The organism is Shewanella maritima (assembly GCF_043643735.1).
Lineage (GTDB): Bacteria > Pseudomonadota > Gammaproteobacteria > Enterobacterales > Shewanellaceae > Shewanella > Shewanella maritima_A.
Map to the genome: position 1 here is coordinate 172317 of NZ_JBHZSM010000007.1, position 22921 is coordinate 195237.

Genomic DNA, 22921 nt, shown 5'->3' on the forward strand with positions numbered 1-22921 from the left:
TCCTGTTGACCTGATAAAGTGTAGCCATCAATGTGAGGTTTCGCCAAATGACTAATAAATGCTGCACTCACTATGATGTTATATTCAATAGAAATGTGCATTTTAGAATGCAAAGTTAAAATAAAGCCCTGCAAAGGTTTCATCAAAATTACTTTGCTCACTACCTTGGTTTTCACGCTTAATATCTTCTTGTGCAATGGAATGGCTGATATGACCACTAATCGCATAAGTGTCATTAATTTGATAGCTTGCTTCTACACCAAACTGAAAGTGGTTTGCTCCATCGTATTCTTCAGTCGCATACTGAAAATCAAAGCCTTGAATAGCATAAGGCGACACCACCAAAGCATCATTCACTTGCCAATGGTGATGTAAGCTCACCTCAACAAAATAACCACCAGCTTCTGTGGCGTATGTGTAATGCACACCCGGTTCAATCCACTGGTTCCCGGTATACACAATCGACGCAAATACTTCGTTATCTGAAGCACGCTCATCGCCATAAAACTCTAACCGCTGATAACCCACAACAGTGTCAAAATCTTGATGAATTTGCGGCGCATACTCTACACCGAACTGCCATTCAATGTAGTGTTCTGAAGTCCCACGACCAAGCGCTGCATATGCCGTAAAATCACCTTGAGATACACTCGCTGCACCCCAAGCAATACCGCCATCTTCAAGGTTATTACGACCTTCACTGACATACTTTGAATCGTAGCCAATATCAAAATTAAACCCGATATCGGATGTTTCATCTGCAACAACAAATGTTGAGGAGAGCATAGGCAGGATAAGTGCTGCCAAGGTTAGAGGTTTTTTCGCCATAACTTTATTCTTTACTTGAGTTAACTGATTGACGAAGTCGATATTAATCGCTCAAAACCTAAACTTAAATGATAATGAATTGTATTTGCGATCAGGCTGTCAATAATAAAAATGTAAAATGTGTGTAAAGATTTTTTGCGGGACGTATCACGTTTTTAAGTTTCAATTAAGGTTAGGGGTAGCTGAATGTATGCCAAAGTATGAACAGCCACTGTTCAAATCGCTATTTATCAATACTAGCCATTGAAAATTGCTGTCATAACCCTTATCTCTAGCTGTATACCTGCATCAATCACGCATTTTTGAGGACTTTTTATGAGCAACCCATTGCTAAGCGGCAGCGAACTACCTTTATTCTCGCAAATCAAACCTGAACATATCCAAGTAGCTGTTGAGCAAGCGATTGACAAATGTCGTCAAACTATTGAGGCATTACTTGCTGATAACCAACACTACACTTGGGACAACCTCATTGCCCCATTAGAAGAAGTGGATGATGAGCTCAGTAAAGTGTGGTCTCCGGTGTCACACATGAATTCAGTAGTGAGCAATGATAAATGGCGTGAAGCCCATGATGCTTGTTTACCTTTGTTATCTGACTACGGTACTTTTGTCGGCCAGCACCAAGGTTTATATCAGGCTTATAAAAGCATTCATGACAGCGCCGAGTTCGACACATTAACCCAAGCTCAGAAAATGGTAATCACCCAAAGCTTGCGTGATTTTGAGCTGTCAGGCATTGGCTTAGATGATGCACAAAAAGTCCGTTATGGTGAAATCGTTAAGCGTTTATCTGAACTCACCAGCGGCTTTTCGAACCAATTATTAGATGCTACTCAAGCTTGGACTAAATTAATTACCGACGAATCTGACTTAGCCGGCTTACCTGAATCAGCCATTGCTGCATCAAAAGCCATGGCAGAAGCCACGGAGCAGACCGGTTGGCTATTCACTCTAGACTTCCCATCATATTTGCCTGTAATGACCCACAGTGATAAACGCGAGCTGCGAGAAGAGTGCTACCGCGCATTCGTGACTCGCGCATCTGAGCAAGGCCCGAATGCCGGTGAGTATGACAACTCTGCCAACATGGATGAAATTGTCGCCTTGCGCCACGAGCTTGCCAACCTACTTGGGTTTGATAGCTATGCTGATAAGTCACTTGCGACTAAGATGGCAGAATCACCAGCACAAGTTTTAGGCTTTTTGAACGAGCTAGGTGAGCGTTCAAAAGCCCAAGGTGAAGCTGAGCTAGCTGAACTTAAAGCCTTTGCCAAGTCTGAGTATAACGTCGATGAACTCGCCTCTTGGGACTTAAGTTACTACGCAGAAAAACTGCAGCAGCATAAGTATCAAGTGTCGCAAGAAATCCTGCGCCCTTACTTCCCTGAAAACAAAGTGTTGTCGGGTTTATTCTTCACAGTTAACCGCTTATTCGGCATCACGATTAAAGAAGAAACTGAGTTCGATAAATGGCATGACGATGTGCGCTTCTTCCATATTTATGACGCCCAAGGTGAGCAACGCGGTAGTTTCTACCTAGATTTATATGCGCGTACAGGCAAGCGTGGCGGCGCTTGGATGGATGATTGTCGTGGTCGTCGCGTGACGTCAACTGGTCTGCAAAAGCCAGTGGCTTACTTAACCTGTAACTTCAACAGCCCTGTGGGAGATAAGCCTGCCCTATTTACTCATGATGAAGTGACAACCTTATTCCATGAGTTTGGTCATGGTATTCACCACATGCTGACTAAAGTGGATGTTGGCGGTGTATCAGGCATTAACGGTGTACCTTGGGATGCAGTTGAGTTACCGAGTCAGTTTATGGAAAACTGGTGCTGGGCTGAAGAAGCGCTGGCTGAAATCTCAGGTCATTATGAAACGGGTGAGCCACTACCAAAAGCGTTATTAGACAAGATGTTGGCAGCGAAGAACTTCCAATCGGGCATGATGATGCTACGCCAGCTTGAGTTCTCACTGTTTGATTTCCGTATGCACCATGAGTTTGATACTGCTAAAGGCGCTAACGTACAAGGTATTCTTGACGAAGTGCGTAGCCAAATTGCGGTCATGACACCACCAAGCTTCAACCGTTTCCAGCATGGCTTCGCCCATATTTTTGCCGGTGGCTATGCAGCCGGTTACTACAGCTATAAGTGGGCAGAAGTGTTGTCAGCTGATGCATTTTCCCGTTTTGAAGACGAAGGCATTTTCAATGCCGAAACAGGACAAAGCTTCTTAGAAAACGTCCTAGAAATGGGCGGCAGCGAAGAGCCTATGGAACTATTCAAGCGCTTTATGGGCCGTGAGCCAAGCATTGATGCTTTGCTGCGCCATAGTGGGATAGCTGCATAAGCAATAGCATCCACTAAACTAGCCGGCCACTGAGCCGGCTTTTTTACGCAAACCTCTTATCAAGATAACATCCACCTTGCCTATTCACCCTTGTTGTTAATAACAAAGCTTGCTAATTTAGCTCGCTACATACGCAATACCTAAATTACGCATATTGCGCTACACTTAGCCACTTTTGGCTTAAAGGACAACATTTTACAGGACGTATTATGATCAAAAAATGCTACTCGAGCATATTGCCACTACTGTTAACCGCCATGTTAATCAGCAGCTCTGGCTGTACGGTGCGATTAAGCGAATCCACATTTATTACTCAAAGTGATGATGTGAAAGCGTACCAAGCAGATTTTATTAAAGAATTACATCATGCCATGCCTGGTAACATTATTGAGTCAGTTGAGCTTCAGGCCGATCAACATACCATGTTACGTGGTTTTCATATCGACAACCCCAATAGCAACACTCTATTACTGTTTTTCCCGGGTAACGGCATGAAGGTTGAACCACATAGCTTGGGAGTATTGACCCATTTAGCCAAATTAGAGACTGACATTCTTATCTTTGACCGCCGCGGTTTAGGGGCAAGCCAAGGCACAGCGAGTATTGCCAATTTAATCACAGATGCCGCCAGCATGCTGCAGTTTGCCCACCAGCAGTATCAGCCTAATAAAGTGATCGTACATGGTTTTTCACTGGGGAGCTTCATCGCTGCTCAGTTGGCTAAATCACAACAAGTAGATGCATTAGTACTGCAAGGTTCTGCAACTAATGTAGATGATTGGATTGATGAGAAAACACCTTGGTACATGCCATTTTTAAGCATTGAGATGTCTGAAGGGTTTCGCCGTGTCGACAACGAGCAAGTGGTCTCACAGGATTACCAAGGACCACTATTGATAATTGGCGCACAACAAGATGACCAAGTGCCAGCGTCATTGTCTGAAACGCTTTATCGTGCGAGTCAATCTCCCATAAAACAGCTGATCATGGTGCCCAACGCCAACCACCAAACCATGTTTGATGACCCCAATACCTTGATTCAGTATCGCGCATTTATCGCTCAAATATAACGTTTAAACGATTCATGCCTTTGTAAAAAGGCCGGCTAGATTCTCAAGCCGGCCCTATTGAATCGCCTACTTATCCCGATTTATGCCAATTTCAAATCATGCTGCTGACGGTATAACACCATGTCTTCAATGGTCAGTACTGGCATATTGTGCTTTAAACCAAAGGCAATAATTTCCGGCGTTTTCGCCATAGTGCCATCTTCATTGGTGAGTTCACATAGCACGCCCGCAGGCTGTAAACCTGCCATTTGCATTAAATCGACCGTGCCTTCTGTGTGACCCCGCCTTGCCATTACGCCACCTTTGCGTGCGCGAAGTGGGAATACATGGCCTGGACGGGCAAGGTCGTTGGGCTTTGCATCTGGGTTAATCGCGGTTTTGACCGTGGTCACGCGGTCTGCTGCTGATACACCGGTGGTTACCCCAACTTTAGCTTCAATAGAAACCGTAAAGGCAGTTTGGTTTGCACTGTTGTTATTCTCAACCATTGGCGGCAATTCAAGTTTGCTGGCTTGCTCGTCGGTTAAGCACAAGCACACAATGCCGCTGCATTCGCGGATCATTAATGCCATTTGTTGAGCAGTTAAATGCTCAGCGCTGTAAATGATGTCACCTTCATTTTCACGATCTTCATCGTCAAGCAGTAACACACCTTGACCTAGTTTGAGTGCTGAGAGGGCTTTTTCCACTCGCTCGATTGGGTCGCCAAAAGGCGAAAGTAGTGATAGCTGATCCATGTTTGTCTCCAAAATTTCAAGGATCAGGGCTTTGGAAAGCGGCCCAAAAGGCCATAGTAAGCGCACTAGCAGCCAAAGCTGTTAGTGGATTTCTATTCTCTTTCATCCGGACTTTAACCGTCGGCTTTGGAATATTAAGCCTCTATAAAGAGGGTTAAGGCACCAAATCTGCTGACCTCGATTACTCGAGCGCTCGCGGGCTGATTATGGGGGCAAAAACCTACCATAAATTACCGCCGGTGGGGAATTTCGCCCCGCCCTGAGAATTACCCTGATTGCGAATCAATCAGGCGGGCTCATGCTAACGATAATTAATAGAAAAATACACCTATACAATCACAAACTTGAATGTTTTTGCTGATAGAAGTGTAAACCCTTGCTCACTGGTATGACCTTTGGTAGCCTTGGCCGCTGACTTAAGGAGTAGTAGTCATGAATTTGTATTTTCGTTTGATTTGGATGTTCTTGTGGCGCATTCGCCACTGTAATCATGTTGATTTTTTAGGAACCAGCCGTTTGTCATACCGCGCGCTTCCTTTTGATTGTGATATCAACATGCACGTAACCAACTCTCGTTATCCCGCATTTCTCGATTTAGCCCGTACTTACATGCTTGCTGAAATGGGACTATTGAAACGTTTTTTAAAGCTCAAATGGCTACCTATCGTCAATGCCAGTGAATTCACCTTTATCAAAGACATTAAACCGCTGCAAAAATTTGAAATTGAAACAAAGATGTGTGGCTGGGACGAAAAGTATTTCTATATAGAACAACGCTTTGTCAGTGAGCGCGGCTTACATTGTATTGCCCATGTACGTGGCGTGTTTGTTTGCAAAGGCAAACAAGTACCCATTACAGACTTGGTGGCAGAAGCAGGGTTTCAAGGCGAAGCGCCGCAACTCCCGCCAGAAGTGGTAAAGTGGAAGCAGTTTTTACAAGTGAAGAAAGATCAGAACCTCGCCCCTAAGCTACAATCCGTTCAAGATCAGACTGCAAACGAGCGAGCGCCGAAAAAAGTCGCCTAACATCCACAATATTACTGTTAGCAACTGATTTTCAACCGACTAAGGTCATATCAATTTGGAGCACAAGATGGCGAAGTTAGAAAAGTTCTCATCGATTTATCAACGTGCATGTGAGCGCAAAGGTGGTCCAGAAGCGGTTGAGATACTTTTGCCTGAGACCTTACCTGCATCGCAAATTGCTGCTTTTTCTGATGCAGAAATGCTGTCAATCATGAGTAAGCGTGTATTTCAAAGTGGCTTTGTTTGGCGAGTCGTTGAGAACAAATGGTCTGAATACGAAAGAGCTTTTTTCGACTTTGACCCACTCAAAGTGTTAATGCTGTCCCCCGAACAAATACAACAACGAGCCAGCGACCCAACACTTATCCGCCACCAAAAGAAGACCCAAGCCATTGTTGATAACGCTTATATGGTACAAAAAATAAGTAAACAACACGGCGGCTTTGGTGAATTTATTGCTCTGTGGCCATCAGAAGACATCACTGGTTTATGGCAGGCATTGAAAAAAGAAGGCGCAAGGTTAGGTGGTAATACGGGCCCCTACTTTTTGCGTTCGGTAGGTAAAGATACCTTCTTGCTATCTCAAGATGTACAAACCTATTTAAAAGCCAATAAGCTGGTAGACAGTGGCTTTACATCAAAATCGGGGTTGCGCCAAACTCAAGCAGTATTTAACGAATACCAGCAGCAAACCGGTTTAGCATTAGCCGATATCAGTAAGATTATCTCACTGAGCGTAGGTGATAATCACTTATAGTGACTATCACTCAACCCAGATATTTTAGTCCACCAGCTTCATTTCACCATCAGTGCGTATATACAGCAAACTTGGTTTTTGAGTATGAATTTGATGAGAGAATTTACCTGTCGACTCAAAGTAACTGCCTTGGGATATCCGTGTTTTATCTGCAATTTCTTTAGACTGATATGTCATTTCACCCGAAATCATCACACTGCGAAACTCAGCCGCATTGACTTGGATATCACCGGTAAAGCCAGCAGGTAAAGAGACTAGCATTCCGTGAGACTGACCCGCCGAAACATTCCCCCAAAGATAACTGACTTTAGCCTGTGAATTGCCAACCACTGATAATTGTTCTGAACCTAGCCACACCATGTTGTTAACGTGCTGATTGATGGGTCTTTCGCCATTATCAAATTGTTCCTCGCTGGGTTTTACCAGATAAGGGCCACTGTCTATTTCTAAGTAGATAAGGTTATTATCGCCATTTGCCGCAGTAATATGGTTTTCTCCAGCAGGTTGTGTCCAAAACGATCCTGTAGGCATCCACATTTTTTCTGCGCTTGGATTAGCATTGTGCATTAAACCTTCAATCACCACACCGCGATATGAAATATTGTGGATATGGGCTGGCGAGGCAAACCCCTTGTTAAATCGGACTAACATGCCTGTTGCGCCGTCTTTCACCCTATCTCCCCATAAGTTGGCGGCACCAGGACTTTTATCACCACGCAACGGATTTAGATAACCCCAATCAACTTGTTCAGCAGTAATCAATTTGGACTGGTTAGCGGCACTTGAAGGGAGTGAATACATAAGCCCCACAGAAGATAAGCTTAAAACGGTGGCTGAAATTAGCATTGTTGACTGGCGTAGCATGCGCTTCACTCTCCAAAAGTAATGATTCAATTAATTCATATAATACCTAGCTCAAACTCATGAAAAAGTAGAGTCAGCTTGAAACAGTTTTAATGAACTATTGATAATTAAACAAAGTTGAGGTGTAAAGTGAGTTATCAAGGATAGGCTAAAAACCGCTAACCATGTTCAATGGATACTGAATTTATTCGTTGGTGATTTTGATACTCAATTTGTAGCTTCTTAACCTAATTCTCTTTTTAAACAGTAAGTTATAATATGAAAAATCATTAAACGACTATACAAAATCACAGGGTTACCAACTGATAAACTTATGACAAAGTTTGTAATTGATAACGTGCAAGGAACATCGCGGCAGTTTCTTTTGCCAAACTTTGCTGTTCAGTCATAGTAAGTGGGGGTTTACTGGCGATAATTTGCATCCAAAAGCACTGACCTTTAATCAGGTGTTGTAATTGCTCTGCTGCATACTGCACATTTTGTACAACTAGTTTCCCATCGGCTTTGGCAGAAGTTATCCAACGAAAGATGGCTGTTTCTGCTTTCTTAAATCGTGCTAATTCTTGTTCCATTTGCGCACAGTCATAGAATAAATGCCCAATCGCCATGCGGGTTAAATCAATATAATCTTGCTGACTCATGAATCGAATTTCATTACACAACAATTGTGTCAATTGAACCTCTAAGCTGACCTCAGCATCATATGTCACGTTGTCTTTTTGCAATGACTCTAACCACATCTCACTCACTAAGTGCATCACAAGGGCTTCTTTAGTGGCAAAGTGGTTATATACAGTTCGCTTTGAGACCTGAGCTACTTCGGCAACCTTATCCATACTCGTCGCAGCAACCCCATCTTGCTTAAAGGTGGCTTTAGCCGCTTCGATTATGGCTTCGCGTTTTAGTTCGCTTCGAGATTTTTTTTGCAACTCAGTCATATTCTATATGTTCAGTAATGGATAGGAGTGTTATTTAAACTCATTCTACACTGAGTAGTTTACTTTTCAACCTAAAGGCATTAAACTGCACTGTGTAGTTTACTTTATTTGTTGTTTAGGTGCTGACATTGAAAATTTTACTCACGCTAATTTTAGTATTGATCGCTTGTTTAGTGGTGTTCTATTTGATCCCAAAATCAAGTCACTCTCATAAATTCACTAATGAAGAAGTCATTTATAAAACTGACTTATCAGATATGTGGAACATTATGAAAGCCTTTGCCACCAGCAATCGCCAAGCTGCAGCGCCGGAAAAACATCAAATTATTCCAGTTCAGCCCCTGTCTAAGGCTCGATTAAATCAAGGGACTGATGACATGCTGTATCGTCTTGGCCATTCGTCATTACTGATGCGACTAGACGGCGACTTTTTCCTACTGGACCCTGTTTTCAGTGAACGCGCATCACCCGTGCAATGGGCTGGACCAAAGCGCTTTCACTCCTCACCGATTTCTGTTGCTGAGCTACCTAACATTAAAGCCGCCATTATTAGTCACGATCATTACGACCACTTAGACGAAGCTGCAATTAAGGCCTTAATTGATAAAGTGGAAACCTTTGTTACCCCGCTAAAAGTCGGCAAGTATTTGCGCCAATGGGGCGTCCCCTCTGAGCGGATTATTGAGCTAAATTGGTGGCAAGAAACTGCGCTGGGTTCAGTGACATTAACCGCCACACCTTCGCAGCACTTTTCAGGTAGAGGATTATTAGATCGCGACCAAACATTATGGGCAAGCTGGGTAATCGCAGGTTCCAGAAATCGCATATTCTTTAGTGGTGACAGTGGTTATTTCGACGGGTTTAAACAAATTGGTGAGCGTTTTGGCCCATTTGACTTAACCTTAATTGAAACGGGTGCGTACAACGAGCTTTGGCGCGATATTCACATGTTGCCGCAAGAGAGTGTGCAAGCACATATAGATCTTCAAGGTAAGGCTATGTTGCCAATTCATAATGGCACCTTTGACCTCGCATTACATGATTGGTTTGATCCATTAGAACAGGTCAGCAAACTGGCCAAAAACCACAGTATTACTTTGCTTACGCCTCAGTTTGGGGAGCCTGTTAATGTTGCAGCTCCAGCACCAACCTCACCATGGTGGCGACAAGTCATGCTGGATAAACAAGTTGGGGGAGAAGATGTTTCAAATAAGTTACAGCAAGCTGAGATTAAACAAAGCCGCGTCAGTCACTAGATTGAAAATGCCAGAACCAACAGAAATAACACCAACGTTTAACTAACATTGGTCACAAAAAAACACTATACAAGTCGCTTTTGTTAACAAGCAGATCATAATCAGTAGTGACAAATTATTTGTTTACAATTTCAATCTGCTTCCTAGGTTGTGACCGTATCAAGCCTATGAGATAAAAGCGCCAGATTATTTAAAGCTACAACAAATCAAACTTATTCTCTGCCTGTCTGATAGCTGTCAGCCAGTGCCAACGGGAGTAATATCAGGAGTATCGTTAACATGCATAAAGCACTAAAACTTGCCGCTATTGTTGCAGCAACTGTGTGGATCACCGCTTGTAATAAAGAAGCCGATCCAAACGCCGCTCAGCAGCAGCGTCCACCAACCCCAGTTGGTGTGATGACAGTTCAAGCACAGCCTCAAGCGATTCAAGTTGAGCTTCCAGGTAGAAGTCGTGCTTATCTCGAAGCAGAGGTTCGTCCTCAAGTGTCGGGAATTATCACTGCTCGTGCATTTACTGAAGGTCGTGAAGTTGAGCAAGGCCAATCACTGTATCAAATTGATGCTGCCACTTATCAAGCTGCACTGATTAGCGCCAAGGCTGATTTAGCCCGTGCTTTAGCCTCATTAAGTTCGGCTAAAGCCACCGCAGATCGCTACACTGCGCTCGTTGAAACTAACGCTATCAGCAAGCAAGATTATGATGAAGCTTTTGCTGCATACCAAGAAGCAAAAGCCAGTGTAGTTGTAGCAGAAGCCGCAATTAATACTGCGCAAATTAATCTGCAATACACTGAGGTGAAAGCACCAATTTCAGGTCGTATTGGTAAGTCATCGGTAACGGCTGGTGCGCTGGTAACAGCTAACCAAAGTGGCACATTAGCAACGATTCAGCAGCTTGACCCAATCAATGTCGATATCTCGCAATCAAGTGCGCAAATGTTGCGTCTAAAATCACAGCTACGTGCAGGCAAGCTATTAAAGTCAGAAGACGCTGCTGTGACTCTGTTACTTGAAGATGGCACAGTTTATGAACATTCAGGCGTGTTAAAGTTTGCGGAAGTCAGTGTCGATGAGGCAACGGGGTCAGTTACTATCCGTGCTGAGTTCCCAAACCCTGAAGGCTTATTACTACCTGGCATGTACGTTCGTGCAAATCTAGACACAGGTACCGACCCTAATGCAATTTTAGTCCCACAAAAAGCCGTGACTCGTAATCCAAAGGGTGAACCTATGGTGATGGTTGTTAATGCAGAGAACACCGTTGAAGTACGTATGGTGAGAACCGCTGAAGCGATAAACAACCAATGGCGTATTGTCGACGGTTTAACTCCAGGGGATAAGCTGATTGTCGAAGGGTTACAAAAAATTCGCCCGGGTGCACCTGTTGAGCCTCAAGTATTATCAACCGCTACCCCAAGTAAATAGGACATCGTTATGGCTCGTTTCTTTATCGATCGCCCGATTTTTGCATGGGTGATCTCCATTTTAATCATGCTAGCAGGTGTTTTAGCAATTAAAGACCTGCCTGTAGCCCAGTACCCAAGTATTGCGCCGCCAACCGTTGTGATTGATGCTTTCTATCCAGGTGCTTCTGCTAAGACCATGGAAGACACAGTGACGCAGGTGATTGAGCAGCGTATGACGGGTATTGACCACTTACGTTATATCTCATCTAGCAGCGATAGCTTTGGTAATGCCACTATTACGCTAACCTTCAATGCTGAAGCCGATCCTGATATTGCTCAAGTACAGGTTCAGAATAAGCTGCAAGCTGCCATGACCTTGCTACCGCAAGAAGTACAATCGCAAGGGGTTAATGTCAATAAATCCAGTGCTGGCTTCTTAATGGTTGCTGCTTTCGTATCTGAAGATGGCTCTTTAGCGAAAGACGATATCTCAGACTATGTCGCAGCCAACTTGCAAGACCCGATGAGCCGTGTACCAGGTGTAGGTGAGTTGCAGCTATTTGGCGCGCAGTACGCTATGCGCATCTGGCTAGACCCTTTAAAACTGACACAATATAAATTGACTAGTATTGATGTTATGGCATCAATTCGTGAGCAAAACGCGCAGGTATCTGCAGGTCAATTAGGTGGTGCACCTTCTTTGCCAGGCCAAGAGTTGAATGCGACAGTCACTGCTCAGAGCCGTTTGCAAACGCCTGAACAATTTAAACGCATTATTCTTAAATCAGATTCTTCAGGTGCCAACGTGTATCTTGAAGATGTTGCCCGTGTTGAGCTTGGCGCAGAAAGCTATTCAGTTGAATCATTTTTCAATGGTAAGCCAGCTGCAGGCCTTGCCTTTAAACTTGCCACAGGTGCTAACGCACTAGATACGGCTAATAATATTCGTGAGCGTTTAGAGGAGCTCAAACAATACTTCCCACAAGGGCTAGAGATCCACTATCCGTATGACACAACACCTTTTGTAGAAAAATCGATTGAAGGTGTAGTACATACTCTGCTTGAAGCAATTGTACTTGTGTTCTTAATCATGTACTTGTTCCTGCAAAACTTCAGGGCAACATTGATCCCAACCATCGCAGTACCTGTGGTACTTCTGGGTACCTTTGCCATCTTATCTGCAACAGGCTTTACCATTAACACCTTAACCATGTTCGCTATGGTACTGGCCATTGGTCTTCTGGTGGACGATGCTATCGTGGTGGTGGAAAACGTAGAAAGGGTGATGTCAGAAGATGGTCTCAGTCCACTCGAAGCCACGCGAAAATCCATGGACCAAATCACGGGTGCGTTGATCGGTATTGGCTTAACCTTGTCTGCTGTATTTGTACCTATGGCATTTATGTCAGGTTCAACAGGGGTCATTTACAGACAGTTCTCAATAACCATTGTTTCGGCAATGGCGCTGTCGGTATTCGTGGCAATGGTATTAACACCCGCATTATGTGCCACCATGTTAAAGCCATTACCGAAAGGTCATACCCATGCTACAACGGGTTTCTTCGGCTGGTTTAACCGTACTTTTGACAAACTGACTTCACGTTATGAAGCCAGCGTAGCGGCAATCTTAAAGCGCAGTGTACGTATGATGTTCGTTTACCTGATGATAGGTATTGCAACAGCATGGATCTTCTTGAGAATGCCAACAGCCTTCTTACCGGATGAAGACCAAGGTATTTTGTTCACACAAGCCATTTTGCCAACGAACTCAACCCAAGAAAGTACCATCAATGTGCTAGAAGAAGTTGGCGACTATTATCTGCAGCAAGAAGGTGACAATGTTAAATCTGTATTTAGCGTAGCAGGCTTCAGTTTTGCCGGTATGGGTCAGAATATGGGGATGTCGTTCGTTGGTCTACATGACTGGGCTGAACGTACAGAACCAGGTCAAGACGTGCAATCAATTGCTGGACGAGCAATGGGCCGCTTCTCACAAATCAAAGAAGCCCTAGTATTTGCCTTTGTTCCACCTGCAGTAATTGAATTAGGCACCGCAAACGGTTTTGATTTATATCTGCAAGACCGTGGCGGACAAGGCCATGATGCGTTGATTAATGCCCGTAACCAATTACTTGGTATGGCGGCTCAAAATCCTAACTTAGTCGGTGTTCGCCCTAATGGTCAGGAAGACGCGCCTATGTATGAAATCAATGTTGATCAGGCCAAAATCCGCGCTTTAGGTGTCGACATTGATAACGTGAATAGCGTGCTAGCTACGGCTTGGGGTGGTTCATATGTGAACGACTTTATTGACCGCGGACGCGTGAAAAAGGTTTATGTTCAAGGTGAAGCCGCATATCGTATGCAACCAAGCGACTTAGACACATGGTATGTGCGTAACTCTGAAGGTGAAATGGTACCGTTTTCGGCATTTGCTACAGGTCAATGGAACTATGGTTCCCCTCAACTTCAACGCTTTAATGGCTTACCAGCTGTAAATATTCAAGGTGCAACAGCCCATGGATACAGTACAGGTGATGCAATGGCGGATATCGAAGCCATGGTTGCCCAGTTACCACCAGGCTTTGGTATTGAGTGGAATGGCTTGTCTTATGAAGAACGTTTGTCTGGTAATCAGGCTCCTGCACTGTATGCGCTATCTATTCTCGTCGTATTCCTAGTACTTGCAGCCCTCTATGAAAGCTGGTCAGTACCATTTGCGGTAGTGTTAGTGGTACCTCTCGGGGTTATTGGTGCACTGTTTGCGATGAATGGTCGTGGTTTACCTAATGACGTGTTCTTCCAAGTAGGCTTACTGACAACCGTAGGACTGGCAACCAAAAATGCTATTTTGATTGTGGAATTCGCCAAAGAGTTCTATGAGAAAGGCGCGACTTTATTAGATGCAACCTTACATGCTGTGCGTGTACGTTTACGTCCAATTTTGATGACGTCATTAGCATTTGGTTTCGGTGTTGTACCATTGGCTATCAGTACTGGTGTTGGCTCTGGTAGTAAAAATGCGCTAGGAACAGGTGTTCTCGGCGGCATGATGAGTTCTACTTTCTTGGGTATTTTCTTCATTCCACTGTTTTTCTATGTGGTTGAGAAAGTCTTTAGTAAGCGTGAGCGCAAGGGTTATAAACCGCCTGAGTCATCTGAATCTACAACCAATGACACTCAATCCTAGTTCAGTCATTTATTTTAAAAGTGAATGCATAGTGTGAGTTCAGCACTCTAACTAGTTAATTCAAAGAGCCCAGCATCAATGCTGGGCTTTTTCATGCCATTTTTCTACGTCTTTGTTACTTGAATGGCAGACGATTTTTTAACCAGTCGCTAGAATGCGTTTTTCAATCTGAGGTCTTCATTATGTAATGGTTATCTACTCTCGTTGCCGCAGTGCTTATATGTAGTACACAAGCCCATGCATTAACGCAGAAGTTCACTGTAGATAAGCCAAACTATAACTTGCCGACAATGCAGGTGACAAAGACTGATAGAAGCACCACATGGACCATGTATGACAGCAGTGGGCAGACTTTGTCGCACTACTGAATTTAGACAAAGACGATGCTCATAAAATGCAGACTATCGTTGAAAAAGCTAAGCAATCTTATGAAGAAATCAAAGCAATTGGTCGCTGCCCTAACGCTGAAGTCTCTTCAGGCTCTTTAGGCGGACTGAATGCTAACAGTGACAAAGTATGGTTTCAGGTTGTGTGTAAAAACAATGACATCCAAGTCAATATGGTCATGACTGATGAATACGTCATTAACTATGTCAGCAAAAGATTTGAAGTTACCCACCTTGAATCCATGACTCAAAAATTAATCGAGATGCTTGAATAAATGGGCTTGTCCTAAAAGCTTGAATAACAACTTTCCCAGCTTTAGCAGATCACCATTGACGTACCAAAACCATTAACTACCAAACCACAGCTTTATGGGGCAACAATGTAAAGAATCCACCTTCTGAAGAAGGTGGCTTTCATTCAGCCCCCTAAAAGGGGGCGTTTCAGTTATTTTGTAGCCTCAGTAGCATCTATGAGTAATGATATTTAAAGCCGTTGAAAACATGGATGTTTTCGTCGAGCCCACAGGGATGTGCTTGCTGCGTGCTTTAAATATCATTGCATAGCTGAATCAACCTCAAGCTGGCATGCCATACAAACAAAGGTACAGGCAAACCCTAATTGATGATAACCACCTACTGAAGTAGGTGGTTTAGGGCTGAAAATAAAAAATGCCGACAGCATTGTCGGCATTTTAATTATATGGATAGATACATACTCAATGTGTCATCTAAGGCGTGTAATACGTAGCAGCACCTGGTCCAACTGGTAAACCAAGAGCAAATACCCAGATGAAGAAGAATGTTGTCCAACCGATAAAGAATACGATTGAATATGGCAGCATAGTCGCAATCAGGGTACCAATACCTAAGTCCTTCTTATAACGAGCCGCAACGGCCAAAATTAGGCCAAAATAACTCATCATAGGTGTGATTAAGTTCGTCACAGAGTCACCAATACGGTATGCCGCTTGAATAGCTTCAGGTGCATAGCCAACCAACATAAGCATTGGCACAAAGATAGGTGCTGTTACCGCCCACTGCGCTGACGCACTGCCAAGCATTAAATTAATGAAGCCACATAACATAATAAAGAAAACAAACACTAACGGCCCAGTTAGGCCAATGCTACTTAACGCATCTGCACCTGCAACCGCAAGGATGGCACCAAGATTAGTCCACTTGAAGAACGCAACAAACTGAGAAGCGAAGAATACCAACACAATATACATACCCATGGTGCTCATACTATGAGACATAGCACCAATGACATCTGTGTCTTTTTTCATGGTGCCAACCACTTTACCGTATACCAAGCCTGGAATGGCAAAGCCAATAAAGATGAATGCCACAATGCCACGTAAGAATGGCGAGCCAGCAACCAAACCCGTGTCTTGGTTACGCAGAGCCCCCCATTCAGGAATAATGGTCAGCGCAAGAAGGCCTGATAACACAAGGACAGTGAAGCCAGCCATTTTCAAACCATATTTTTCACGATCTGTCACAATTTCCATACTTTGTGCATCGAGATCATCTGCTGCCTCGCTGATGTCATACTTGCCGAGTTTAGGCTCAACAATTTTTTCAGTCACAAAGGCACCCATTATGGTGACAAGGAAAGTCGACATAAACATGAAGTACCAGTTAACCTCTGGGCCAACAATATATTCAGGGTCAATCATTTGCGCCGCAGCTTCAGTGATACCAGATAACAAAGGATCAACTGTGCCTAACAGTAAGTTAGCACTGTAACCACCAGAAACACCTGCAAACGCCGCTGCAAGCCCCGCTAGTGGGTGACGCCCCAAAGAATGAAATATCATTGCAGCCATTGGGATTAACACTACATAACCCAGCTCAGAGGCGGTATTAGATACGATACCGGCAAACACGATAGTTAATGTAACCAATCGCTTTGATGCGCCCATCACCAATAAACGCATAGCTGCTGACAACATGCCTGATCGCTCTGCAATACCGACACCTAATAAGGCCACCAACACTGTGCCTAATGGTGTAAAGCCGGTGAAGTTAGTCACTAGGTTAGACACGATTAAACGTAAGCCCTCACCATTCATCAAACTAACGACATGAATAAGGCCATCAGCGCTTCTACCAGGACTCCCTTCAGGTCGTGGGTCGACGACGGTTAATTCAAAGAAACCTGCAATGCCACTAATACCGATAACGGCCAAACAAAAAAGGGCAAATAAGGTGATGGGATGGGGAAGTAAATTTCCGAGTTTCTCTACGATATTAAGGAATTTTACAAAGCCGTTGCTTTTGGCTAAGTCTTCCGCCGTAGATGTGACCTCTGGCTGCTGGTTGCTCATGTTTTTCCTTCAGTGGCTATTGTTATTAGGTTTGCCAATGTACAAGATATTGGATGTCGACAAATGAAGCGTAAATGTAAAAAATCTGCATTTCACGCATTATTTTACACTAAACACTTAAAAATATGACATTAGCATAAAATATATGGCAAATAATAGTGGTTTTTATTGCGATGAAGCTTAAAAAACACCCACTAACATTTTACACCTTTAACTATGATTATTAAGACTTTTTACTTACATTTTTTGGTTGTTGTTCTATTTTTTGTTAAATAAAACGCATCAGCCTAACTTTTTGATATAAACACTGATTTTGGCTTATTAGTCATCCACAACACCTCGCCATGTCACAGCATTGTTAAAGCTTCTTTACAGCTAATTTGGGGCATAAAGGTGAATTTTAATCCAATTTATGCTTAATATTAGGAATAAAAATAATAAGGAAGTAAACATGTTAGCTGTAATATTAAGCCTAAGCTTGGCGATGATATTAGCTTTTTTATGGTATGCAGGCCTGAAAAAGCGCCGTCAGTCAGCGATAAGCGCACTCAAACTTATCCACCAAAAGATGGATCTCCGAATGGATTTGCTTCACAGCTATTCAACAGAAGCACGTGCTTCATGGTCGGCTAATTATCAAAAAAGATTTAATAAACTCACCCAATTAGAAGCACAATCTGAGTGGAATGAAACACTCGATCAAGATTTAGGTGCTCAATTATCCACTTGGCAAAAGCTCGATACTGAATTAAATCAATTTATCGAAGTACTCGATGACAAGGTTTTACCAGATGATAAACGTCATGCTCAGGAGCAACTTGCTAGCGATATTGAGCAAGTACAAAATTTCTATAACCAAACCGTTTCTGAATTAAACTCTGGCGTGAGAATTTTACCCTGTGATGTTGTCGCGAAGGTCACCAACATTACACCTTTGCCTTCATTCTCACTGCAAACCGCATAATAGAGTTATTTGTGTTTAAAATAAGTGACTACTCGCAAATGCTCAGCATCCTTGTTATGTGTCTGTTATTCAGCCTCACTTGGACTAGCACGGCACAAGATAAGCCTACTCTGAAACTATCAAATGAATCCCCGACCAGTAAACGCAAAGTAACGTTAAGCCCGCCTAAAGATATTGAAGGTAACGATGATCTGTCTAGGGTACTGACTAATGATTACCCATTACCAGCCACCACAAAAGTTGACAAACCTAAACGTAAAATTAAAGCCAGCTATTCTGAGAATGGCATTTTAAACGACATCGGCGTAGAGAAACGTCGCGTTTACCAATATACCAACGAGCAAGGTGTGACGGTATTTAGTGATGAAACCCCATTAGATGGTCAATATCAAGTGCTGTTATATGAGTGCTTTGCTTGCAGACCTGACTCTACAATCGATTGGTATCACATTCCGCTGCAAACGGAGCAATTTAAGCACTTTGTCAATAATGCCGCGCGCCAACATAACTTGGATGCAGCCTTAATCAGAGCCGTGATCCACGCTGAGTCTAATTTTGATGTCGATGCGCAATCACGGGTTGGCGCCAAAGGACTCATGCAGCTTATGCCACTGACCGCCAAAGAGATGGGCGTTCTCGATGAATTAAACGCGGCAGATAACATCAATGGTGGTAGTCGTTATCTGGCTAAGATGATGAAACAATTCAATGGCGATATTGAATTGGCGTGTGCCGCCTACAATGCTGGGCCAAGTAATGTCATAAAGCATAAAGGTGTACCACCCTTTGCCGAAACCCAAGCATACGTAAAACGAGTACAGATTTTATACAGGCGCTACCAAAAGGCGCAGCGTAGCTAGTTCATTCCATATTGAAAGTACGAGAGATAAACATGACGATAAAACCAATTCAATCATTGACCATGGCTGCTATTATCAGCGGTTTATCCATCAGCGCTGCTGTCGCATCGCCTGCGCCCTCTCAAGAAGATATGCGACTGTATGACATAGCCACTGCAACTCAAGCTAAGCGCTTACATGCAGATGTGAGCAAACTTGTAAGTTTTGGTACTCGCCATACATTGTCTGAAACCGAATCAAATACTCGGGGCATTGGCGCTGCTAGGCGTTGGATTGAATCTGAATTTAATCGAATTTCAGCAAAATGTGGAGGCTGTTTAGAAGTGGTCACTGTCGCCCAGACAGTACAAGGTAAACGCATTAGTGAACCAACTGAAGTGGTTAATGTCATTGCAATCCAACGCGGTAATAGCGACCCTAAACGCGTTGTTATGATGAGCGGAGATATTGACTCAAGGGTGAGTGATGTTCTTGATGCAACATCGGATTCTCCAGGTGCGAATGACAATGCCACTGGCGTAGCGGGTGCAATAGAAGCAGCCAGAGTGTTATCACAATATCAATTCAATGGCACTATCGTGTACGCAGCGCTCTCAGGTGAAGAACAAGGTTTATATGGTGGCGATATCCTGGCTCAATACGCTAAAGACCAACAGTGGCAAGTTCAGGCTGTATTAAATAACGACATGATAGGTAATATCGCGGGTATTAATGGTGTCATCAATAACAGTACTGTCAGGATATTTTCTGAGGGTGTTCGTTACGTTGAAACCGAGGAAGAAGCTCGCCAACGTTATTTTGGTGGTGGGGAGAACGACTCAGCCTCACGAAACCTTGCGCGCCATATAAAGTCGCTTGTTGATCAATACATGACAAACTTAGATGTGATGTTAGTGTATCGTCTTGATCGCTTTGGCCGAGGTGGTCATCACTTACCTTTCAATAAAGCAGGTTTTCCAGCCGTACGTGTCATGGAAACCAACGAACATTATCATCGTCAACACCAAGACCTTCGCAGCGAAAATGGCATTGCATATGGTGATGTTATTGAAGGTGTTGATTTCGACTTCAACGCAAAACTCACCGCACTAAATGCCATCAGCTTGGCATCAATGGCTTGGGCACCCGCCCCACCAATGGATGTTACTATCAAAGGGCAAGTCTCACCCAGTACGACACTGAGTTGGAAAAACACTAATGACAAAGACATTGTTGGCTATCGCGTTTACTGGCGCAGCACGACTGCCACAGAGTGGACACACAGTCGTTACGTGGACAATGTTAGTCAATTTACCCTAGATAACTTGGTTATAGATAACTATGTATTTGGCGTTGCAAGTGTGAGTGCGAATGGGAATGTCAGCCCTGTTGTTTTCCCTGGGGCGACAGGAAAGTTCTTCTAAGATGTTAAAATTAAAGATTATTTACTTTTGCTAATCTAAACACATTGGCCATAAACCATATAGCAACCTGTAAAGTGATTAAGTAAAATAAATCACGCTTGATTCAGGTTGCTGCACAGTTTTAGCCACATATATCGTTTTTCATGGCTCAAGCTATTAATGCAACAACGTAAGTAGCTTTTTTAAGGAAGAGAGCAATCATGAAAGTCTATTGGCATATTGGCCTAGTGATGGTGTTAGTCTCGGGCATAGGTTGTAGCAGCCACCAAGTTGAAAATGCGACTGCAAATGTGGGGTGCGATATTACAACTGGCGCGTTCGAAAATAGAGATAAACGTAAAAGTGGTGATCTCAGTGCGCATGACAATGATTTAGAAAGTGGCATTGCCTATGCGCTAACTGAAATATTATTAAATCCAATACTTGGGCGCAGTGATAACGGTTGCTAAAGCCCTGAGAATGGAATTATTCTCCTACTTCCCATTCGACTGTAATTGAACCATCGGCATGACCTAATAAGGGTTCAAGATAATCTAATGCTTCTTTTGCTAATGTATCGGTTTGCCAAGGTGGATTGATAATCCATAACCCTGCAGCAGTCATACCAAATTCATGACTATCAGCTTTAATCGCTTGTTCAATACGAAGCTGCTTTTTAATACCACTGTCTTTCAGCATATTCAGCATGGCTTCGGTTTGTTCACGTTTAACGACTGGGTACCACAACATATAAACACCCGTGGCAAACTTCTTATGCGCTTTAATAATAGCCTCTGCCACATCAATATAATCTGATTTAATCTCATAACTAGGATCTATCAGTACTACGCCGCGTCGTTCAAGTGGCGGAACAGCAGCTAGGAGACCTTTGAGTCCATCGGCATTAACAATTTTCACCTGACTATCATGGGAGAAATAATCAGTTAGCGCTTGATGATCAGTACCATGTAATTCATGTAGCAACATGCGGTCTTGTTCTCGAAGCTCGACGTCAACAATGGCCGGAGAGCCCGGGTAAATCGTCAGTTCATCATATTCACCATTAAAGTGCTCAATGGCTTCCATGTATTCCTTTAGCGCAGTGGGAAGATTTGTATGCTGCCAAAGCTTTGCAACACCATCTAGATACTCGCCGGTTTTCTGTGCAAACTCATCCTCTAGCGAATACGCACCAGCGCCAGCATGGGTATCAATATAAACAAAAGGCTTTGCCTTTTTCTGCATAGATTTAATGACTTGAAACAACATAGCGTGTTTTAGTACATCGGCATAATTGCCGGCATGAAAACCGTGTCGGTAACTGAGCATAGGGATCCCAAAGTAAATGAGCAAATAAACTGCAATTAATCGCTATTATAATCCTTAGTGCCACAAGGGTATAGAGACGAGAGGTATTCAGCGCAAAGCTGATTTGGCATAATAGTGTTTTATAGATCAATGAGAGCATCGACGTTGCCAACCCCAATATTTTTTAATCAGCAATACCCAACACTGGTTGACGTTAGTCAACGCTGGGGCTTGGTCTTTGATAAGGATGCACCATTTGAGCTGCAGTTTGAACAAAACATACTAACGCTGCACAAAAGAGATGAACCGAAGCTTGCCGGAATTAGTGTCGACTTTGTAGGTGGTGCAGTTGGACACAGGCGAAAATTTGGTGGCGGACGCGGTCAGGCTATTGCCAAAGCTGTTGGCCTAAAACAAGGAGTGACGCCAACCGTTGTAGATGGAACAGCTGGATTAGGAAGAGATGCATTTGTGTTAGCAAGCCTAGGCTGCAATGTCACCATGATAGAACGACACCCTGTAGTCGCAGCTTTACTTGAAGATGGTTTGCGCAGAGCATATGAAGATGCTGATATTGGCCAATGGATGCAACAACGCATGCGCTTATTCCATGGCTCAAGTATTGAAGCACTGACACAGGCAGCTAAAGAGACTGATGAACAGATAGATGTTGTCTATTTAGACCCTATGTATCCTCATAGAGAAAAATCCGCTGCAGTCAAAAAAGAAATGCGTGTATTCCAAACGCTTGTTGGTGCTGATCTAGATGCTGATTCATTATTAGCACCGGCTTATGAGTTAGCCACAAAACGTGTAGTTGTAAAGCGACCAGACTATGCTGAAGATCTTGCAGGTAAAAAGCCAAGCACTGTCATTGCTCAAAAGAAAAATCGTTTTGATGTCTATGTAAAAGCCGCTATGAAGTAAGCCATGGCTAATTCAACCGCATTAACTATCAATATAACTTCATAGCTATCTTACCAGCATAATAATTACAGCCCATTGTATTTGCAGTGGGCTTTCTCGTTATAAGTTGAACTCGATAATAGTCTTGATTTTCTTACTTAAGATTTAAGATCTCGAGAGAAGACTCATATCGCAAAATTGATACTGTAACGCTCAACATAGTACATCTTCAGTCATGATCGCTAACTAACATTAGCTAAAATAGCAAACGTCAAAATGAAAAAATCCCTAACACGAAGTGCTAGGGATTTATCGCATCTCTCTCGAGATAAATTAGGCGCCTGGAAATGGCCAG

At 43.3% G+C, this 22921-nt stretch carries 19 protein-coding genes and 1 riboswitch; of the genes, 13 read left to right on the plus strand and 6 right to left on the minus strand.

Annotated elements, in window-relative coordinates; all coding sequences use genetic code 11:
- Positions 1 to 102: 102 nt before the first annotated feature.
- Complete coding sequence (locus ACHUGF_RS10085) at positions 103 to 828, minus strand: hypothetical protein (protein WP_394130876.1); 726 nt, start codon at positions 826 to 828, stop codon at positions 103 to 105.
- Positions 829 to 1143: 315 nt separating this feature from the next.
- On the opposite strand from ACHUGF_RS10085, the gene prlC reads away from it, so the two are divergent.
- Together prlC and ACHUGF_RS10095 are read left to right on the plus strand one after the other, a co-directional pair.
- Complete coding sequence (gene prlC / locus ACHUGF_RS10090) at positions 1144 to 3183, plus strand: oligopeptidase A (protein ID WP_394130878.1); 2040 nt, start codon at positions 1144 to 1146, stop codon at positions 3181 to 3183.
- Positions 3184 to 3392: 209 nt separating this feature from the next.
- The gene (locus ACHUGF_RS10095) at positions 3393 to 4253 is read left to right on the plus strand and encodes an alpha/beta hydrolase (RefSeq protein WP_394130879.1); all 861 of its coding nucleotides are present in this window, start codon (positions 3393 to 3395) and stop codon (positions 4251 to 4253) included.
- 80 nt (positions 4254 to 4333) lie between these two features.
- Here the strand turns inward: ACHUGF_RS10095 and ribB are convergent, their stop codons facing one another.
- Positions 4334 to 4990 (minus strand): 3,4-dihydroxy-2-butanone-4-phosphate synthase, encoded by a 657-nt coding sequence (gene ribB, locus ACHUGF_RS10100; RefSeq protein ID WP_394130880.1) that lies wholly within the window; start codon positions 4988 to 4990, stop codon positions 4334 to 4336.
- A gap of 90 nt (positions 4991 to 5080) precedes the next feature.
- A riboswitch (FMN riboswitch) is annotated at positions 5081 to 5261 on the minus strand.
- A gap of 161 nt (positions 5262 to 5422) precedes the next feature.
- On the opposite strand from ribB, the gene ACHUGF_RS10105 reads away from it, so the two are divergent.
- Entirely contained in the window at positions 5423 to 6016 is a 594-nt protein-coding gene (locus ACHUGF_RS10105) for a thioesterase family protein (RefSeq protein ID WP_394130882.1), read from the plus strand.
- A gap of 67 nt (positions 6017 to 6083) precedes the next feature.
- The gene (locus ACHUGF_RS10110) at positions 6084 to 6773 is read left to right on the plus strand and encodes a DNA-3-methyladenine glycosylase I (RefSeq protein WP_394130884.1); all 690 of its coding nucleotides are present in this window, start codon (positions 6084 to 6086) and stop codon (positions 6771 to 6773) included.
- A 24-nt stretch (positions 6774 to 6797) separates the two neighbouring features.
- On the opposite strand, the gene ACHUGF_RS10115 is transcribed toward ACHUGF_RS10110, so the two are convergent.
- Entirely contained in the window at positions 6798 to 7637 is an 840-nt protein-coding gene (locus tag ACHUGF_RS10115; protein ID WP_394130885.1) for a DUF4437 domain-containing protein, read from the minus strand.
- Between the two features lie 311 nt (positions 7638 to 7948).
- Positions 7949 to 8575 (minus strand): TetR/AcrR family transcriptional regulator C-terminal domain-containing protein, encoded by a 627-nt coding sequence (locus ACHUGF_RS10120; RefSeq protein ID WP_394130887.1) that lies wholly within the window; start codon positions 8573 to 8575, stop codon positions 7949 to 7951.
- Between the two features lie 128 nt (positions 8576 to 8703).
- Between ACHUGF_RS10120 and ACHUGF_RS10125 the strand changes: the two genes are divergently transcribed.
- From ACHUGF_RS10125 to ACHUGF_RS10140, 4 genes are all read left to right on the plus strand, one after another.
- Positions 8704 to 9831, plus strand: a complete 1128-nt coding sequence (locus tag ACHUGF_RS10125) for an MBL fold metallo-hydrolase (RefSeq protein WP_394130889.1) — start codon at positions 8704 to 8706, stop codon at positions 9829 to 9831.
- 279 nt (positions 9832 to 10110) lie between these two features.
- Entirely contained in the window at positions 10111 to 11259 is a 1149-nt protein-coding gene (locus ACHUGF_RS10130; RefSeq protein WP_394130891.1) for an efflux RND transporter periplasmic adaptor subunit, read from the plus strand.
- Positions 11260 to 11268: 9 nt separating this feature from the next.
- On the plus strand, positions 11269 to 14430 hold the full coding sequence (locus ACHUGF_RS10135) for an efflux RND transporter permease subunit (RefSeq protein ID WP_394130893.1): 3162 nt from the start codon (positions 11269 to 11271) through the stop codon (positions 14428 to 14430).
- A 394-nt stretch (positions 14431 to 14824) separates the two neighbouring features.
- Positions 14825 to 15091 (plus strand): hypothetical protein, encoded by a 267-nt coding sequence (locus tag ACHUGF_RS10140; RefSeq protein WP_394130894.1) that lies wholly within the window; start codon positions 14825 to 14827, stop codon positions 15089 to 15091.
- Positions 15092 to 15544: 453 nt separating this feature from the next.
- On the opposite strand, the gene ACHUGF_RS10145 is transcribed toward ACHUGF_RS10140, so the two are convergent.
- A complete protein-coding gene (locus tag ACHUGF_RS10145; protein ID WP_394130896.1) occupies positions 15545 to 17146 on the minus strand; it encodes an AbgT family transporter in 1602 nt (533 codons plus the stop codon).
- 451 nt (positions 17147 to 17597) lie between these two features.
- On the opposite strand from ACHUGF_RS10145, the gene ACHUGF_RS10150 reads away from it, so the two are divergent.
- From ACHUGF_RS10150 to ACHUGF_RS10165, 4 genes are all read left to right on the plus strand, one after another.
- Positions 17598 to 18110: a hypothetical protein gene (locus ACHUGF_RS10150; RefSeq protein ID WP_394130897.1), complete on the plus strand. Its 513-nt coding sequence runs from the start codon at positions 17598 to 17600 to the stop codon at positions 18108 to 18110.
- Between the two features lie 11 nt (positions 18111 to 18121).
- The gene (locus tag ACHUGF_RS10155; protein WP_394130899.1) at positions 18122 to 18970 is read left to right on the plus strand and encodes a lytic transglycosylase domain-containing protein; all 849 of its coding nucleotides are present in this window, start codon (positions 18122 to 18124) and stop codon (positions 18968 to 18970) included.
- 32 nt (positions 18971 to 19002) lie between these two features.
- Positions 19003 to 20373: a M28 family peptidase gene (locus ACHUGF_RS10160; RefSeq protein ID WP_394130901.1), complete on the plus strand. Its 1371-nt coding sequence runs from the start codon at positions 19003 to 19005 to the stop codon at positions 20371 to 20373.
- A 200-nt stretch (positions 20374 to 20573) separates the two neighbouring features.
- A complete protein-coding gene (locus ACHUGF_RS10165; protein WP_394130903.1) occupies positions 20574 to 20822 on the plus strand; it encodes a hypothetical protein in 249 nt (82 codons plus the stop codon).
- 16 nt (positions 20823 to 20838) lie between these two features.
- Here ACHUGF_RS10165 and ACHUGF_RS10170 read toward each other — a convergent pair whose 3' ends face one another.
- Complete coding sequence (locus ACHUGF_RS10170) at positions 20839 to 21681, minus strand: 23S rRNA (adenine(2030)-N(6))-methyltransferase RlmJ (RefSeq protein ID WP_394130905.1); 843 nt, start codon at positions 21679 to 21681, stop codon at positions 20839 to 20841.
- Between the two features lie 129 nt (positions 21682 to 21810).
- Here ACHUGF_RS10170 and ACHUGF_RS10175 point away from each other — a divergent pair, with 129 nt between their 5' ends.
- Positions 21811 to 22587 carry a class I SAM-dependent methyltransferase gene (locus ACHUGF_RS10175; RefSeq protein WP_394130907.1) on the plus strand — a complete coding sequence of 259 codons (777 nt, stop codon included), beginning with the start codon at positions 21811 to 21813 and terminating at the stop codon, positions 22585 to 22587.
- The last annotated feature ends 334 nt before the right edge of the window (positions 22588 to 22921 follow it).

Bases quoted from the DNA above. Each gene is read 5' to 3' on its own strand.
- ACHUGF_RS10105 (WP_394130882.1), top strand. From the start codon at position 5,423: ATGAATTTGTATTTTCGTTTGATTTGGATGTTCTTGTGGCGCATTCGC.
- ACHUGF_RS10130 (WP_394130891.1), top strand. From the start codon at position 10,111: ATGCATAAAGCACTAAAACTTGCCGCTATTGTTGCAGCAACTGTGTGG.
- ACHUGF_RS10085 (WP_394130876.1), bottom strand. From the start codon at position 828: ATGGCGAAAAAACCTCTAACCTTGGCAGCACTTATCCTGCCTATGCTC.
- ACHUGF_RS10175 (WP_394130907.1), top strand. From the start codon at position 21,811: ATGAGAGCATCGACGTTGCCAACCCCAATATTTTTTAATCAGCAATAC.
- ACHUGF_RS10120 (WP_394130887.1), bottom strand. From the start codon at position 8,575: ATGACTGAGTTGCAAAAAAAATCTCGAAGCGAACTAAAACGCGAAGCC.
- ACHUGF_RS10150 (WP_394130897.1), top strand. From the start codon at position 17,598: ATGTTAGCTGTAATATTAAGCCTAAGCTTGGCGATGATATTAGCTTTT.
- ACHUGF_RS10095 (WP_394130879.1), top strand. From the start codon at position 3,393: ATGATCAAAAAATGCTACTCGAGCATATTGCCACTACTGTTAACCGCC.
- ribB (WP_394130880.1), bottom strand. From the start codon at position 4,990: ATGGATCAGCTATCACTACTTTCGCCTTTTGGCGACCCAATCGAGCGA.
- ACHUGF_RS10170 (WP_394130905.1), bottom strand. From the start codon at position 21,681: ATGCTCAGTTACCGACACGGTTTTCATGCCGGCAATTATGCCGATGTA.
- ACHUGF_RS10165 (WP_394130903.1), top strand. From the start codon at position 20,574: ATGAAAGTCTATTGGCATATTGGCCTAGTGATGGTGTTAGTCTCGGGC.
- ACHUGF_RS10115 (WP_394130885.1), bottom strand. From the start codon at position 7,637: ATGCTACGCCAGTCAACAATGCTAATTTCAGCCACCGTTTTAAGCTTA.
- ACHUGF_RS10160 (WP_394130901.1), top strand. From the start codon at position 19,003: ATGACGATAAAACCAATTCAATCATTGACCATGGCTGCTATTATCAGC.
- ACHUGF_RS10110 (WP_394130884.1), top strand. From the start codon at position 6,084: ATGGCGAAGTTAGAAAAGTTCTCATCGATTTATCAACGTGCATGTGAG.
- prlC (WP_394130878.1), top strand. From the start codon at position 1,144: ATGAGCAACCCATTGCTAAGCGGCAGCGAACTACCTTTATTCTCGCAA.
- ACHUGF_RS10140 (WP_394130894.1), top strand. From the start codon at position 14,825: ATGCAGACTATCGTTGAAAAAGCTAAGCAATCTTATGAAGAAATCAAA.
- ACHUGF_RS10145 (WP_394130896.1), bottom strand. From the start codon at position 17,146: ATGAGCAACCAGCAGCCAGAGGTCACATCTACGGCGGAAGACTTAGCC.
- ACHUGF_RS10135 (WP_394130893.1), top strand. From the start codon at position 11,269: ATGGCTCGTTTCTTTATCGATCGCCCGATTTTTGCATGGGTGATCTCC.